This window comes from Arthrobacter glycogeni, from assembly GCF_054511155.1.
Genome location: NZ_JBTNDE010000002.1, coordinates 36,096 through 50,879 on the forward strand (window position 1 = coordinate 36,096; position 14,784 = coordinate 50,879).

Genomic DNA, 14,784 nt, shown 5'->3' on the forward strand with positions numbered 1-14,784 from the left:
AAAGTGCCGGAGCCGCAGGAAAGTGGTTGCCGAACCACGATCCTGCACCTGCACCTGCGGTACTTTTCCGCGACAATGGGTCGAGCCGACTACTACGAAGGCGGGGCGGCGCCGTTCCCTCCGGGAGGTTCGACGGTCAGCCCGGACCGCTTGAGCAGCGCGTAGGTCTTCGGGTGCTGAGGCCTGAAGAACACCTCGTCGGGCGTGCCCTTTTCGACGATAATGCCCTGATCCATGACCACAATGATGTCCGCGATATCCCGCGCGAACTGCATCTCATGCGTGACGATCACCATCGTGGTGCCCTGAGCGGCAATGCGCTTGATCACCGTTAGAACCTCCTCCACGAGCTCCGGGTCCAGGGCGGACGTCGGCTCGTCGAACAGCATGACGCTTGGATCCATGGCGAGGGCTCGGGCGATCGCGACGCGCTGCTTCTGGCCACCGGACAGCCTTGAAGGATAGTTGTCCTTACGATCGAGCAATCCAACCCGTTTCAGGTTTTCCAGGGCGTGCTCCTGCGCCTCGTTCTTGGACATTTTTTTGACGTCCTGCAGAGGCGCCATGACGTTGCCCAACGCGGTCTTGTTCAGGAAAAGGTTGAACTGCTGGAAGACCATGCCGAGGTCGGTTCGTTTCCTCGCGGTGATCGACGCCTTTTCATCGACCAGTTTTCCACCACGCTCCTCGTAACCCACGAGGTGTCCATTGACCAAAATCCGGCCGCCATCGATCGTCTCGAGTTTGTTCATGCAGCGCAGAAGGGTGCTTTTGCCGGAGCCGCTGGAACCCAGGATGACGACCGTCTCACCCTTGTGAACGTCCAGGTCAACGCCCTTCAGGACCTCGATCTTGTTGACCTCCCGCCGCTTCCCCTGGAGGCGCTGCAGCAGGCCGGGGGTTTTGGTCACAGTGAACGTTTTGTGGACGTCCCGGACACTGACGATCACTTCCTCAGACATGGACCCTCGCTCTCTTCTCCAGTGCGCTCACAATGCGGGATAGCGGAAGACTGATCAACAGGTAGAGCAGCGCGGCTGCCGTATAGATCTGTGTCGTCTCGAAGGTCTGGGCGTTGATGATGTTCGCCGTTTTCAGGATCTCGGTCACGGCGATGACCGAGGTCAGGGCCGTGTCCTTGACCATCGCGATGAAGTAATTGCCGATCGGCCCCAGCGACACGATGAACGACTGCGGAAGAACAACCTTCCGCAGCGCTTTGCTCGGCGTGTAGCCCAGCGACAGCGCCGCTTCCGTCTGGCCTGCCTCGACGGACAGGATGGCCGAGCGGAACACCTCCGACAGATATGCCGCATAATTCAGCCCCAGACCGAGGATCCCCGCGGGTATCGGATCGATATTCACACCGATTGCCGGCAAGACGAAGAAGATATACACCAACTGCACGAGCAGCGGCGTTCCCCTCATGATCTCGACGTAAACCAGTGCGATTCCCCGGAGGATCCTCGACTTCGAGATCCGCGCGAGAGCGAGCAGCAGCCCGAGGACGAGGGCCAGCACCATCGCCCCCAAGGCAAGCTGGATCACAATGGGCGAGGCTGCCAGGAGTCGTGGGAAGTAGCTGAGCGTGCCTTGGATGAAATCGATGGCCGGTTCTCCCTTTCAACTTGGGTGGAGCAATCAGGAACGGTCAGTCGACGGCGTTGCTTTCGGTCAGCCCGTATTTGGTCAGGATCTCCATGTATTCGGGTGAGGCTTTCAGCTCGGCGAGACCGGAGTTCAGTTCCTCCAGCAGCTGTGGATTGTCCTTCGGCACGGCCGCGCCGATCAGGCCCGGGAAGAAAGGCTCATACGGGTCCACGATCTTGATGGCATCGTTCGGGTTTTGCACCAGGCTATAGGCGACGACAGCGGCGTCGGTAAACACGACATCAACCTGCTTGTTCTCCACCGCCGTCAGCAGCGCTGCCTGCGAGTCAAAGTACTTGATCTCCTTCGGCTCAAGCGACTCTGCCAGCTCAATGAAGGTGGTGCCGGTCTGGACACCGATGACCGTGCCCTTGGCATCGTCACGGTTGGTCATGGTGGAATCGCCGGGCACCACCATGCCTTCACCTTGCTGGTACCAGGTGTCAGTGAAATTCACCTCTTCTTTGCGGACATCCGTGATGTACATGGCGTCGACGACGGCGTCGGCCTTGTCCGCCTGAATGGCCGGAATCAATGTGGCGAACTCGGAAACGAAGACCTCCACCTCCCAGCCCTTCTTCTCCGCAATCCAGTTGATCATTTCGCCGTCGATGCCCTGTAGCGCCCCGGCGTCGTCGGTAAACGAGAAGGGTGCATCATTCGAGGTGGCGATGGTGATCGTCTCGATGGCTTCGCCCTCCCCGCCCCCGGACTCGCCCTCACTGGATGACCCTCCCCCGCACGCTGCCAAGGTGAGGGCGATCCCGAGGGCCCCCGCTACGAACGATGCTCTAGTGTGCTTGCTGTTCATGCCTGCTCCTTGATTGATACTGCTTCGGTCTCAAATCGGGTGATGCGGAGGTCAGCGGTACGTTGGTGCGCTGCCATCTCCTCATAGGCGGAAATTTCGGACACCTGGGGTGCCAGGTCCATGGTCGCTGCACGCTCGATGCGCTGGAACGTCAGGGGTTTCAGGAACCGCGACACGGACAGGCCAGCCGAGGATCGTGCCCCACCACCGGTAGGTAGCACATGGTTGGTTCCGGTGATGCCCTTATCGGAATAGGCCACCGTTGACCATTCCCCCAGGAAGAGCGATCCGTAGTTGGTCAGGTTCTTCTGGAAGTAGTCGTCGTCGGCGGTGATGATCTCCAGATGCTCGGGTGCGAGGATATCCATGAGCTCGACGGCGGTGGCGTTGTTCTCGGTGACGTAAACCGTTCCGTAGTCCCGCCAGGCGGCCCCGGCGATATCCCGGGTGCTCAGGTCGATCAGCTGGCGATCAACCTGAGCGATGACTGCGACGGCGAGCTCCCGCGACGTCGTGACGAGTGCAGCAGGAGACTGCGGGCCGTGCTCGGCCTGCCCCAGCAGATCGGCGGCGACAATGACCGGGTCGGCGGTGTCATCGGCGATGATGGCGACCTCGGACGGACCTGCCAGCAGGTCCATGCCGACCCGACCGAAAAGCTGCCGCTTCGCCTCGGTGACATAGGCGTTGCCTGCACCGACGAGCATGTCCACTGGCTGTTCGCCGAGCAGCCCGAAGGCCATGCCGGCCAGTGCCTGAACGCCGCCGACGACGAACGCCCGGTCGACGCCCGATAAGTACGCCGAGTAGAACACTGCCGGATTACCAGCTGTCGACGAGGTCGGTGGTGAGCAGGCGATCACGGTGGGCACGCCAGCCGTTTTCGCCACACCGACAGTCATAAACGCACTGGCGAGGATAGGGAAGCGACCGGCGGGAAGGTACGCCCCGACCCGCTTCACCGGGATGTATCGCTGGCCAACCACCACCCCGGGCATCATCTCCGTTTCGAAGTCCTGCAAATGCTCGAGCTGCAGACCCGCAAACCTTTTGGTGCGTTCAGCCCCTGACTCAAGGGCTGCCCGTAGTTCAGGTTTCAGTGCGTCACCGGTCCGTCGAAGGGAATCGGCGTCCATCTCGATGTCGCCGCCCGCCCAGCCGTCCAGGACTCGCGAGTACTCGGCGACGGCGTCGCGCCCGCCTTTCTCGATGGTCGCCAGCATCTCTGATACCGTCTCGACAACCTTGGGGAGTCGCTGTGCTGGTACTCCACCGATGGCGGCGCTCTTCAGACATTCATATGATCCCGTAATGAAGGATGCGTAGTGCGCGTTGAGTTCCATTGGGCGAGCTTAGGACATGCTTTTACATAGGGGAACCCTCCCTTTGCCGATAGAAGATATAGGGTTGCCCTATGACCTTGAATCAGTTGCGAGCCTTCCTCGCTGGCTACAGCTGCCGTTCCATCAGCGCTGCGGCGAGGGAATTGGGGATCAGCCAGGCATCGGCATCCGAGTTGATCTCGCGTCTCGAGGAGGAACTCGGGGTGTCGCTGTTCCTTCGAACCTCCAAAGGCCTCTCTCCGACGCCGGCGGCGGAGGAACTGCGCCCTCATGCCCTCGAATGCGTCAATTCAGCTCGACACGGAGTCGAAGCCGTGCGGGCGCTACAGACGCTGACCGGTGGCGTATCAACTTTCGGCGTTCTCCGGTACGCCGCCAACTATGACCTCGCAGACCTCGTTGTGCAGTTCAACCAGAAGTATCCCGGTGTGAGAGTGCGCATGATCGGCTTGAATTCCCACGTCGTGGCCGCATCGGTAGCGAGCGGGGAAATCGAGTGTGGCCTGGTCGTGCTTCCGGTAGACAGCGACAACCTTCAAATTCGGCACCTTGCGCGTGACGAGGTGCATTACATTTCTTCTACCAGGCCCGCCGATGCTGGTCCGGTGAGCATTCAGGAGCTGGCCGCTGCAAAACTTGTCCTCTACGATGCACACGCCGGATGGATGGATCCTACGCGCCGCCAACTGCGGGACCGAGCCACTCTGGCGGGGCTTTCCATCGAGGCCCAGATGGAAGTCGAACACGCGGAGACGGCGTACAGCCTGGTGGCGGCCGGAGCAGGAGATTCGTTCATGGCCCGCGGCATCCTCAGTTCGCTGCGTCGCGAGGACAACGTGCGGAGCTTCCCTTTCGCCGAGCCCCTCTACGACACGATCGCCCTTATTCAACGGAAAAACGGCTACCTCTCACCCGCCACGCGTCGGTTCTCCGCCTTCGCGGAGCACGCTGTCGCCGCCCAGAGCGGGCTGACCAGCCTCGTTTAGCGATCCGCCCGCTGGAGCACGGCCCAAGCTTTCGCGTCGGGCTGAGAAAAGTGGCCGAGCCGCAGCCCCGAAGCCAGAAAAGTGGCCGAACTGCACTTTGGACCCCAAGAAAGTGGGTTGGCCGCAGGAAAGTGGCTGTCCAACCACTTTCCTACACCTTCGGCACTTTTCTACGCGCGGAGCTGAGGTTAGGGGCGGCGTCCGGCGTCTGGGGACATCGCCCCTAGTAGCTGAGAGTCGCGTCTAGACGCGGTCTCGGGAGTCGACGTCGTCAATGTCGTCAATGTCGTTACCCCGAAAATCGACGTCGTCGTCACGGCTGCGGACGTTGTCCCGACCATCGTAACCGTCTCGAGGATCACCGCCGCCGACCAGCGACAGCGCATCCTTACCCTGGAAGCGCATCATCCACCGGGCCAGGACGACCAGCCCGATCAGCAGAGCCACCAGCACCAACGTGCCGAGGTTCAGGCCGAAGCCGAAGATGAACAGTGACGCAACGGCGCCGGCCGCCAGACAGTAGTACAGGGTCACGAGTATGGTCTTGCGCAACAGGTCACCCTCACGCCCCAGCAAGCCGACCGTCGCAGCGGCAGCCACGATGTTGTGGATCGCAATCGGGTTACCACCAGCACCGCCGACCGCCTGAGCGGCGACAACCTGCTCCGGTGGCACACCGATGGCCACGCCCGTGGAGAACTGGAACTGGGCGAAGGTCAGGTTGGAGACGGTGTTGGATCCGGCAACAAACGCACCCAGCGCACCGATAAAGGGAGCGATGACCGGCCAGGAAACACCCGAGATGGCGGCGGCGCCCTCGGCCAGGGTTACGGGCATGCTCGACAGGCCCGAGGCGTTGAGATCCGGACCCGACTGGATCAGCACCCTCACCAGCGGAACCGCGAATAGCAGGGCAACGGCGGTCCCGGCAAGCTGCTTGCCGGACACCTTGATGGTTTCGGCGATCTGCTGCTTGTTCATCCGGTGCAGGAGGTACCCGAAGACGGCGGCGATGATCATCAGGAACGCCGGCGAGTAGAACGGCTGCACGGTGGTGGTGATTCCGGTGCCGAGGATGTTCTCGAAGGGAATCTGGATACCGGTCAGGAACTCCTTCAACGGGGCGATCACGCGGGTGCCCACCAGCAGGACGGCCATCAACACATAGGGTGACCATGCGCTGATGATGCTCATGTGGGTGCGGGCGTCGGTTGCCTCGGAGGGTTCGATGGTGCCCATCCAGCGGTCGGACCAGGAGGACCGTGGCCCGAAGTCGAAGGTGTCCTTCGGCATCAGGAAGCCCTTGCTGGAGGTGAACATGACCAGCATGAGCCCCAGCAGCCCGCCGAAGAGCGACGGAAACTCCGGGCCCAGGAAACGCGCAACGATGACGTAGGGAACGGTCATGGCGAGCGACGCGTAGATCGCAAACGGCCAGACAACCAGTCCATCGCGGAATCGCCGCTCCGGCCCAAAGAACCCGGTCAACATGCAGACCAGGATCAGCGGAATCAGGATGCCCACAATCGCATGGATCGCCGCGACCTGGAAGCCGATGTTCGAGACAAACTCAGGCATCGTCAGCCCGAGGACCGCGATGCGCTCCTCGACCGCCGGATCGCCGCCCAGCCCGTTGGTCACACCGACGAGGATGGGCGTGCCCACCGCGCCGAAGCTCACCGGCGTGCTCTGAATGATCAGCCCCACCATGACCGCGGCCATCGCCGGGAAGCCCATCGCCAGCAGCAAGGGGGCGACGACGGCGGCCGGCGTGCCGAAGCCCGACGCACCCTCGATGAAGCTACCGAACAACCAGCCGATGATGATCGCCTGTACCCGTCGGTCGGCCGAGATGTTGTTGAACCCGGCCCGGATGCTTACCATGGCGCCGCCGACAGTGAGTGTCGAGAGCAGCAGCAGCGCACCGAACACGATGTAGAGCAGGGTTGCCGCGACGATCAGCCCTTCAAGCGACGCCGCGATGATGCCGGTGAAGTCCATCTTCCAGACCAGCAGCGCCACCAGCACCGCCAAAACGTAGCCGACCGGCATAGCGTACTTCGCGGGCCAGCGGAATCCCGCCAGCAGCACCCCCACTACCAGAATCGGGGCCAACGCCAACAGGCTGAGTACAGCAAGATTGTCCATGATCCAGTCCCCTTTGACTGTGATTCCCGCATGAATCTAATTCCACCTTGTGGAATAAGATTTTCCTCTAGTGAATACGACACTAGGTGTGACCACAGGCTCAGTCAATGGTTCACCGGCATGTTGGGCCGGCGTGCGGCTCTGGCGCGACGAGCGGCAGGCGGCCGAAATTGCCGGAGGTTAGTCGTCGTCGTCCGACACTGCCCGCAGGTGCATCCGCTCGCCCTGGCGCCCGAACAGGCTCAGGAACTCGACGGCCCCGGTATCGGCCCGCCCAAACCAGTGCGGCACCCGGGTATCGAATTCGGCGGCCTCCCCTGCGGGTAGCACCAGATCCCTGTCGCCGAGCACCAACCGCAGGTTGCCATTCAGCACGTACAGCCACTCATACCCTGCGTGCACTTGCTGGTCTGGCTCTTCCATGGCTTTTCCGGGCGGCAGGATGTGCTTGTAGGCCTGGATACCACCCGGCCGTCGCGTCAACGGCACCACAGTTCCCCATCTGTTTTCGATCGGCCGCAGATGGACGCGCGGATCACCGGTGGCGGGCGCACCCACCAATTCGTCCAGCGGCACCTGGTGCACCTTCGCCAGGGGTAGCAGCAGTTCAAGGGTGGCTTTCCGCTGCCCCGACTCCATCCGCGACAAGGTGCTCACGGAGATTCCTGTCGCCTTGGCGAGCGCCGTCAGGGTAATGTCCCGCCGGAGGCGCAGAGCTTTAAGGCGTGGCCCGACGGCGGCCAGTGCATCGTCAATTGCTTTGTCCATGACCCTAGTTTGCCAATTTAGCAAAGATGTTTGCACGTTATCGCGAACGGGTTCAGGATGAAAAACATGACCACACTGACCAGCACACATCCATTCACAGATAAGTACGACGTCGTCATCGTCGGCGGCGGCGCCGCGGGCCTGAGCGCCGGGCTAATGCTGGGACGCTGCAGGCGCTCCGTCGTCGTCGTCGACGGCGGCGAGCCTCGCAACGCTCCCGCCGAGGGTGTCCACGGCTTCCTCACCCGCGAAGGCATAAAGCCCTCCGAGCTGCTCACGATCGGCAGGGCGGAGGTCGAGTCCTACGGCGGCACCATCGTCGACGGCCAGGTCGTCAGCACGGGCCGCGACGGCGGGGACTTCACCGTCACCTTGACCAGCGGCCAGGTGATCACCGGCCGCCGGCTCCTGATCGCCACCGGCCTGGTCGACGGTCTGCCCGCCATCCCGGGCATCAGCGAACGGTGGGGCCGCGACGTGCTGCACTGCCCGTTCCGCCACGGGTGGGAGGTCCGCGACCAGAGGATCGGCGTCCTCGCCACCGGCCCGATGGCGTCCCATCAGGCGCTGCTCTTCCGGCAGTGGAGCGACGACATCACCCTCTTCCTCCACACCAATCCCTCACCCACCGGCGAGGAGCTCGAGAAGCTCGCCGCCCGCGGCACCCGCGTGGTCGAGGGCACCGTCAAGGAACTCAGCATCGAGGAGGACTTGCTGCGCGGCGTAGTGCTCGACGACGGCCGCACTGTTCCGCTGACCGCCCTCGTGGTCGGGCCCACCTTCACGGCGCGCGCCGAGGCTTTCGCCGGACTCGGTGTTGCGACTGTCGCTCACGAATCTGGCCTGGGGACCTTCATCCCCACGGGCGACGCGGGTGCCACGAACGTTCCCGGCGTCTGGGCGGTGGGCAACGCGGCGAACCTGATGGCCCAGGTGCTTGCGTCGGCGGCCGATGGCTCGTGGACCGGCGCGATGATTAACATGAACCTCATGGAAGAGGAACTGCAGCGCGACCTCGCTGCGCACCGCGGCCTCACCCAGACCGGCCCCTCCCCAACCGACTCAACCTCGAAGGTGACCGCCTCATGACCTCCCACAACCACCATTCGCACGACGCCCACGAGCAGGCACTCCCCGAGTTCGACCAAACCTATTGGGATGCGTTCTACAACGAACGCCCCTCTATCTGGAGCGGACAACCCAACCCGCAGCTGGTTACCGAGGTTGCTGACCTGACGCCGGGTACGGCGCTCGACGTCGGCAGCGGGGAAGGTGCTGACGCCATCTGGCTGGCACGCCACGGCTGGACGGTGACCGCCGTCGATATCTCCCAGGTGGCCCTCACCCGAGGTGCTACTCATGCTGCAACGGATGAGGCGTCGGCCGCCCGGATCACCTGGACCCGCCAGGACCTGCTGCAGTGGGCACCGCCGGAGTTCTCGTTTGACCTCATCTCGGCCCAGTTCATGCACCTCCCGAAGGAGGAGCGCGAACCGCTGTTCACCCGGCTGGCGGCAGCCGTGGCACCCGGCGGCACGTTGCTGATCGTGGGCCACCATCCGACGGACATGGAATCGGGCGCGCACCGGCCACCCCGGACGGACCTCTTCTATACCGCCGAAGAGATTGCCCTCCTCCTCGATCCGGCGCAGTGGGAGATTGCGACCGAGTCCCGCGAGAGGACCCAGAATCACGACGGCGCCAGCCTCACCATCCACGACACCGTCCTGCGTGCGCACCGCACGGTGTAACCCGCCTCCTAGCCCGGACGTCCAAGACCGGGGGTCTAAGCCCGGGCACCAAAACCGGCCACCTAGACCGGGCGCCCAAGCTCGGGCATCAAGACCGGACGCGCCGGCCTTACCCGAGCAGTTCGTGGACGTAGCACCATTTCCAGGCCTCACCCGGTTCCACGCTACGGATTACCGGGTGTCCGCTGTCGCGTGCATGGCGCGACGCGTGGAGCCCGGCCGAGGAGTCGCAGCAGCCGATCCTGCCGCACTGCAGGCACATCCGCAGGTGCACGGGTTCGGTTCCCTCGGCGATGCAGTCAAGGCATCGCAGGTCACCAGGGGCATCACCGTCGGGGGCTGCCCTCAGCTCCACGCAGTCTCCGTCGCCCGACGGAGCGGCGGCTGTCGAGGCGTCGGTGCCGGGACCGTCGTCGTCGAGCACTGAGTCGAGGATGGACTCCTCCACATCCAGGTGGTTCAGCACCCCGTCGATCACCTCGTGCGCGTAGGTCCCGGTGCGACGCAGTTCGAGGATCCTGGAACGCTCGGCCTCAAGCATTTGGATCCGCAATTCGGCGTAGCGCTGGCTGGGGGTGCGGGCTTCGGCCTCGGGCCGGCCCAGCCGCTCCCACGCCGCAAGGTTCCGTTCCTCGGTGCGGCGCTGGAGCATGGCGAGCACTTCGGGCGGGTCGTCGGGAAGCGTGAGCGCCTCCAACCGCTGCATCCCTGCGGTGGTGGACTGCTGCATGAGGGACGCGCGGGTCAGTGCGTCCTCCTGCGGGTCGGGTCCCCGGACGCCGAGCCTGCGCACCAGCCACGGCAGACTGAAGCCCTGAAGGACGAGCGTCCCGGCCACCACGCTGAGCGCGGCGAGCACCAGGACCGGACGGTGGGGTACGTCCTCGGGCAGGGTGAACACGGCGGCGAGGGTCACCACTCCGCGCATCCCGGCCCATGAAACGATCGCTGGCAGCTGCCATGCGGGAGCTGGGTCCCGCCTGCCCACCGCGGGAATCAGCCGCGGCAGGTAGGTGGCCGGGAACACCCAGATGGGCCGGAGCACCAGGACCGCCAGCACCACCGCGGCGCAGGTCCACCAGATCCGGCCGGCCCCCAGCGAGTCGTCATTGACCGCCTCGATGATGAACCGCACCTGCAACCCGATCAGCAGGAACACCGAGTTCTCCAGCAGGAACTGCACGGTGGCCCAGTTGCTGCGTTCGCTCACCCTGGAGGCTCCGCCCGGCATCGCCGGACTTTTGGTGCCCAGAATCAGGCCTGCAACGACGACGGCGAGTACCCCCGACGCGTGGATCGCCTCGGCCGGGATAAAGGCAACGAAGGGCGCCACCAGCGACAGCGACGTATTCACTGCCACGTTGCGCACCCGGGTACGGATCTGCAGCATGATCCACGCGGCGGCGGCCCCGATCACCAGCCCACCGGCCACCGCGAGCAGAAACTCGGTGGCGACGTCGAACAGGGTGACGCTGCCGGTGAGTGCGGCAATCGAGGTCCGCAGCAGCACCAGCGCCGTCGCGTCGTTCACCAGCGACTCGCCCTCAAGGATGGAGACCACCCGTCGCGGCATCCCGACCCGGCGTGCAATGGAGGTGGCCGCCACCGCATCGGGCGGTGCGACGACGGCGCCCAGCGCCAGCGCCGCCGGCAGGGGGACCTCGGGAATCAGCCACCACACCAGCAGCCCAATAGCGACAGTCCCGAAGATGACATAACCCACGGAGAGCAGGCCGATGCTGCGTTTGTTGGCGTGGAAGTCGACCACCGAGGTGCGCAGGGCCGCCGCATACAGGAGTGGCGGCAGGATGCCGATCAGCACCAGCTCGGGATTCAATTCCACCGGCGGAATGAAGGGAAGATAGGAACCAATAACGCCCACCAGCACCAGGAGCAGCGGAACTGAGATGTTGAGTCGGCGGCCCAGGGCGCTACCCGCGCACACCACCAAAACCAGGGCGAGTAGACCGAATGCGATGTCCATGCTCACAGTCTGACAGTCCCGCCGATCAACGGGAATTGTGACCGCGGGAAGAAACCAGCCCCTTCGTGCCTTGTAGAAGAGGAGTTGCACGCAGCAGCACCCCCCACTGAAGGAATTCCATGACGCACCACGTACACACACCTGTCGCGGCCACCACCGCGCAGACCATCTTCCGGGTTGCCCTGGGCGGCGTCCTCGTGGCCCACGGTTCGCAGAAGTTGTTCGGCTGGTTCGGCGGCGGAGGCATCGACGGCACCAGTAAGGGCATGGAGGCCATGGGCTTCCGCCCGGCCAAAACCAGCGCCGTCCTCGCCGGATTAGGTGAGGCTGGCGCAGGTCTGGCTCTCGCCGTCGGCCTGGGCACACCGGTCGCCGGTGCTGCCGCAGCAACCACCATGGGCGTCGCTGCCAGCGTTCATGCCCCCAACGGCTTCTTTGCCACGGATGGTGGGTTCGAGTACCCGGCCGTCCTGGGCGTCGCTGCGGCGTCGTTCGCGATTGCCGGAGCCGGCGCGGTGTCGCTGGATTCGGTCACCGGGCATGTCCTGGACCGGCCATGGATGCGCGCGACCGCATTGGCAGCCATTCCCGTGGCAATCGGCATCCAGCTGTACCGTCGTCGCCAGACCCTGGCGGCCGACGCAAAGTCGGAGTCGGCGACCACTCCGGTAGCCGAGGGCTCCACCGACCCCGCCTAACCGAGCACCAGTTTGGTACCTTCACTGGCCGTGCACCGGGGAACCGGTGTGCGGCCAGTGGCTTTAACGTCCACCGGCTTTAACGGACTCTGGCTTTATCAGCCGCCCGCTTTAACGGACCCTGGTCTGATCGGCCAATGACACAATGAGTGCCATGACGGCAATCGTGCTCGGCTGGGATCCGGATCGGCGGGACGGGTGGCAGTTCGCCTACACCTCGATCCTCGATACCCTGCACGCCACCGGATTCGCGACGGTCACCTGGCCTGTCCCTTCCGGGGCGATTCCCGGCACTGACGCGTGGATACTTGTGCAAGGGACTACCGAACGCGGTCTGCTCGGTCACGGGATCGTCGCCACGCCAGCCGACGACGACGGCGCCTCCCTGACCGTCGACGTCGACCTGCTCCTCCCCCGCGGAGAACACATCCCCGAGTCGGTGCTGCTCAGCCGGGTCCCGAATCTTGTCGGGGATGCCCCGCCCGCTTCCGGAACCCCGCTCGCCGCGACCGATGAGCACCTGCTGCGCGCGGTGTGGGCAGACTACGTCCCGCCGTCGGTGACCGATCCCGTGGGCCCCATCCCCGGGACTCTCCCCGCCAGCGCGATGACGCGGACCGTGGCGAACCGTTACGAGCGCGATCCCGAAGCGCGCCGGCTCTGCGTTGCCCACCACGGGACCGGTTGCTCGGTCTGCGGATTCAACTTCGAGGAGACCTACGGCGAGCTGGGGGCCGGCTTCATCCAGGTGCACCATATCGTGCCGGGATCGCAGCTCACTTCGGACTATGTGCTGGATCCGGTCACCGATCTGGTTCCACTCTGCCCCAACTGTCATGCGATGGCGCACCGGCGGACACCCGACCCCTATTCACCGGCCGAGCTTCGACGGCTCATCCGCGGGTCGGTGCATCTGGAGGGCGCAGTTGTCAGCCCGGCGGAGTTACGGGCCCAAGCTGATGCCCGCCGGATTTTGGGACCCAGCTGACCCCGTTACCTATTTTCGGGCGTGCGATCCGGCTGACCGACCTCTTCCCTAGTCCTGCCGATCCGCCGACGCGAGCACCGACGCGAGCAGCCCCGGGAAGACGGCGTCCAGGTCTTCCCTGCGCAGACTGTTCATCCGTGCTGTCCCTTCATACCGTTGCCACACAATGCCGGCCTCGCGGAGCACCCGGAAGTGGTGCGTGCTGGTCGATTTTGTTACCGGAAGGTGAAAAGCGCTACAGGACAGCTCGGCTCCGGATTCCGCCAGCGTTGCCACGATACTCAGCCGAAGCGGATCCGAGAGCGCCTGCAACACCTCGGTCAGGCGAAGCTCCTCGACCAGCGGGTGCCCCACGTGCCGCGGGAGGGGTTCTGCACTCATGGCTGAGCTCCTTCGGATCGACATCTAGTACGACAAAAGTTGTACTAAGGCTTCCATCGTTGTACGTTGTTTATCGTACCAACCAATCAACCGATAGGCATCGCTATGGCTGACACCACACTTTTTGACACCGCAACCGTCGGGGGCATCGAGCTCGCCAACCGCGCCGTCATGGCGCCGATGACCCGGTCCCGCGCCGACGACGACGGCGTCCCCACCGACATGATGGCCACCTATTACGCGCAGCGCGCGTCGGCCGGATTGATCATTTCCGAGGGCACGCAGCCTAACGCCCTGGGCCAGGGCTATCCCTTCACCCCCGGACTGCACACCGCCGAGCAGGTTGCCGGCTGGCGCTCCGTCACTGACGCAGTGCATGCTGAAGGCGGTAAGATCTTCGCCCAGATCATGCACACCGGCCGCATCGGCCACCCCAGCCTGCTCCCCGACGGCCAGACCCCGCTGGCACCCTCTGCCGTCCTCCCCGCCGGCCAGGTCTTCACCACCGACGGCATGCAGGACTTCGTGGTCCCCCAAGCAATGACTCTGCAGGACATCACCGACACCATCGCCGACTACGCCGCCGCTGCGCGCATGGCTGTCGACGCCGGATTCGACGGCGTCGAAATCCACGGCGCGAATGGTTACCTTCCCCACCAGTTCCTCGCGAGCGGCACTAATCAGCGCACCGACGAATACGGCGGCTCTCCCGTCGCCCGCACCCGCTTCCTGGTCGAAGTGATGCAGGCGGTCGTGGAGGCCATCGGCGCCGAACGGGTGGGCTTCCGCCTCTCCCCCGGCAACGACTTCAATGACATTTCCGAGGACGACGTCCTGGAAACCTATACGTCACTCCTCGAGCAGTTGGTACCGCTGGGCCCCGCGTATCTTCACATCATCGAAGCCCGCGAGGACGAAGTCAACGAGCGCATTCTGGCGTTGTGGGAGGGAACGCTCATCGTCAACCCGTCCCCCCTCGTCCAGAACCAGGACGCCGCTGACAAGGAACGCGCCGACATGTGGCTGGCACGGGGCGCAGATCTCATTGCGTTCGGCCGCATGTTCATTGCCAACCCCGACTTCGTGGAACGGCTCGCCACCGACGCCCCCCTCAACGAAGCGGACGGCAGCACCTTCTACGGCGGCACCGAGGTGGGCTACATCGATTACCCCACCCTCGTCACCAGTTCCTAGCACCACACCCCGCCTGCCCTCTGCTGCTCCCGCGCGGTGGAAGGCAGGCGGAAGGCGGGCGGGATGTCTACCTAGCCCTTTC

14 protein-coding genes are annotated in these 14,784 nt (G+C 64.3%); 6 read left to right on the forward strand and 8 right to left on the reverse strand.

The features are described 5' to 3' along the window. Positions 1 to 92 precede the first annotated feature (92 nt). Genes ACX80O_RS01695 through hisD form a run of 4 tightly spaced genes read right to left on the reverse strand, consistent with a single transcriptional unit; the run spans position 93 to position 3,804 of the window. Entirely contained in the window at positions 93 to 962 is an 870-nt protein-coding gene (locus ACX80O_RS01695) for an amino acid ABC transporter ATP-binding protein (protein WP_459332295.1), read from the reverse strand. Then, positions 955 to 1,608 carry an amino acid ABC transporter permease gene (locus ACX80O_RS01700; RefSeq protein ID WP_459332437.1) on the reverse strand — a complete coding sequence of 218 codons (654 nt, stop codon included), beginning with the start codon at positions 1,606 to 1,608 and terminating at the stop codon, positions 955 to 957. Before ACX80O_RS01700 ends, ACX80O_RS01695 begins: the two co-directional genes overlap by 8 nt. A 43-nt stretch (positions 1,609 to 1,651) precedes the next feature. Then, positions 1,652 to 2,461, reverse strand: a complete 810-nt coding sequence (locus ACX80O_RS01705) for an ABC transporter substrate-binding protein (protein WP_459305161.1) — start codon at positions 2,459 to 2,461, stop codon at positions 1,652 to 1,654. Continuing rightward, positions 2,458 to 3,804, reverse strand: a complete 1,347-nt coding sequence (gene hisD, locus ACX80O_RS01710) for a histidinol dehydrogenase (protein WP_459332296.1) — start codon at positions 3,802 to 3,804, stop codon at positions 2,458 to 2,460. The genes ACX80O_RS01705 and hisD overlap by 4 nt, the downstream gene beginning before the upstream one ends. Positions 3,805 to 3,875: 71 nt before the next feature. Between hisD and ACX80O_RS01715 the strand changes: the two genes are divergently transcribed. Continuing rightward, complete coding sequence (locus tag ACX80O_RS01715) at positions 3,876 to 4,790, forward strand: LysR family transcriptional regulator (RefSeq protein WP_459332297.1); 915 nt, start codon at positions 3,876 to 3,878, stop codon at positions 4,788 to 4,790. Between the two features lie 243 nt (positions 4,791 to 5,033). On the opposite strand, the gene ACX80O_RS01720 is transcribed toward ACX80O_RS01715, so the two are convergent. Together ACX80O_RS01720 and ACX80O_RS01725 are read right to left on the reverse strand one after the other, a co-directional pair. Further along, positions 5,034 to 6,938: an L-lactate permease gene (locus tag ACX80O_RS01720; protein ID WP_459332298.1), complete on the reverse strand. Its 1,905-nt coding sequence runs from the start codon at positions 6,936 to 6,938 to the stop codon at positions 5,034 to 5,036. A gap of 180 nt (positions 6,939 to 7,118) precedes the next feature. Continuing rightward, positions 7,119 to 7,706, reverse strand: coding sequence for a helix-turn-helix domain-containing protein (locus tag ACX80O_RS01725; protein WP_459332299.1), 588 nt, complete (start codon positions 7,704 to 7,706; stop codon positions 7,119 to 7,121). 66 nt (positions 7,707 to 7,772) lie between these two features. On the opposite strand from ACX80O_RS01725, the gene ACX80O_RS01730 reads away from it, so the two are divergent. Both ACX80O_RS01730 and ACX80O_RS01735 read left to right on the forward strand, forming a co-directional pair. Further along, a complete protein-coding gene (locus tag ACX80O_RS01730) occupies positions 7,773 to 8,795 on the forward strand; it encodes an NAD(P)/FAD-dependent oxidoreductase (protein WP_459332300.1) in 1,023 nt (340 codons plus the stop codon). Further along, the gene (locus ACX80O_RS01735) at positions 8,792 to 9,457 is read left to right on the forward strand and encodes a class I SAM-dependent methyltransferase (RefSeq protein ID WP_459332301.1); all 666 of its coding nucleotides are present in this window, start codon (positions 8,792 to 8,794) and stop codon (positions 9,455 to 9,457) included. Before ACX80O_RS01730 ends, ACX80O_RS01735 begins: the two co-directional genes overlap by 4 nt. Before the next feature lie 109 nt (positions 9,458 to 9,566). Here the strand turns inward: ACX80O_RS01735 and ACX80O_RS01740 are convergent, their stop codons facing one another. Next, positions 9,567 to 11,441, reverse strand: coding sequence for a Na+/H+ antiporter (locus ACX80O_RS01740; protein WP_459332302.1), 1,875 nt, complete (start codon positions 11,439 to 11,441; stop codon positions 9,567 to 9,569). A gap of 119 nt (positions 11,442 to 11,560) precedes the next feature. On the opposite strand from ACX80O_RS01740, the gene ACX80O_RS01745 reads away from it, so the two are divergent. Both ACX80O_RS01745 and ACX80O_RS01750 read left to right on the forward strand, forming a co-directional pair. Then, positions 11,561 to 12,139 carry a DoxX family protein gene (locus tag ACX80O_RS01745; protein WP_459332303.1) on the forward strand — a complete coding sequence of 193 codons (579 nt, stop codon included), beginning with the start codon at positions 11,561 to 11,563 and terminating at the stop codon, positions 12,137 to 12,139. Positions 12,140 to 12,293: 154 nt separating this feature from the next. Continuing rightward, the gene (locus ACX80O_RS01750) at positions 12,294 to 13,127 is read left to right on the forward strand and encodes an HNH endonuclease (RefSeq protein WP_459332304.1); all 834 of its coding nucleotides are present in this window, start codon (positions 12,294 to 12,296) and stop codon (positions 13,125 to 13,127) included. Between the two features lie 48 nt (positions 13,128 to 13,175). Here the strand turns inward: ACX80O_RS01750 and ACX80O_RS01755 are convergent, their stop codons facing one another. After that, a complete protein-coding gene (locus tag ACX80O_RS01755) occupies positions 13,176 to 13,508 on the reverse strand; it encodes an ArsR/SmtB family transcription factor (protein ID WP_459305171.1) in 333 nt (110 codons plus the stop codon). A 105-nt stretch (positions 13,509 to 13,613) separates the two neighbouring features. On the opposite strand from ACX80O_RS01755, the gene ACX80O_RS01760 reads away from it, so the two are divergent. Beyond that, positions 13,614 to 14,702: an alkene reductase gene (locus ACX80O_RS01760; RefSeq protein ID WP_459332305.1), complete on the forward strand. Its 1,089-nt coding sequence runs from the start codon at positions 13,614 to 13,616 to the stop codon at positions 14,700 to 14,702. Positions 14,703 to 14,784 lie beyond the last annotated feature (82 nt).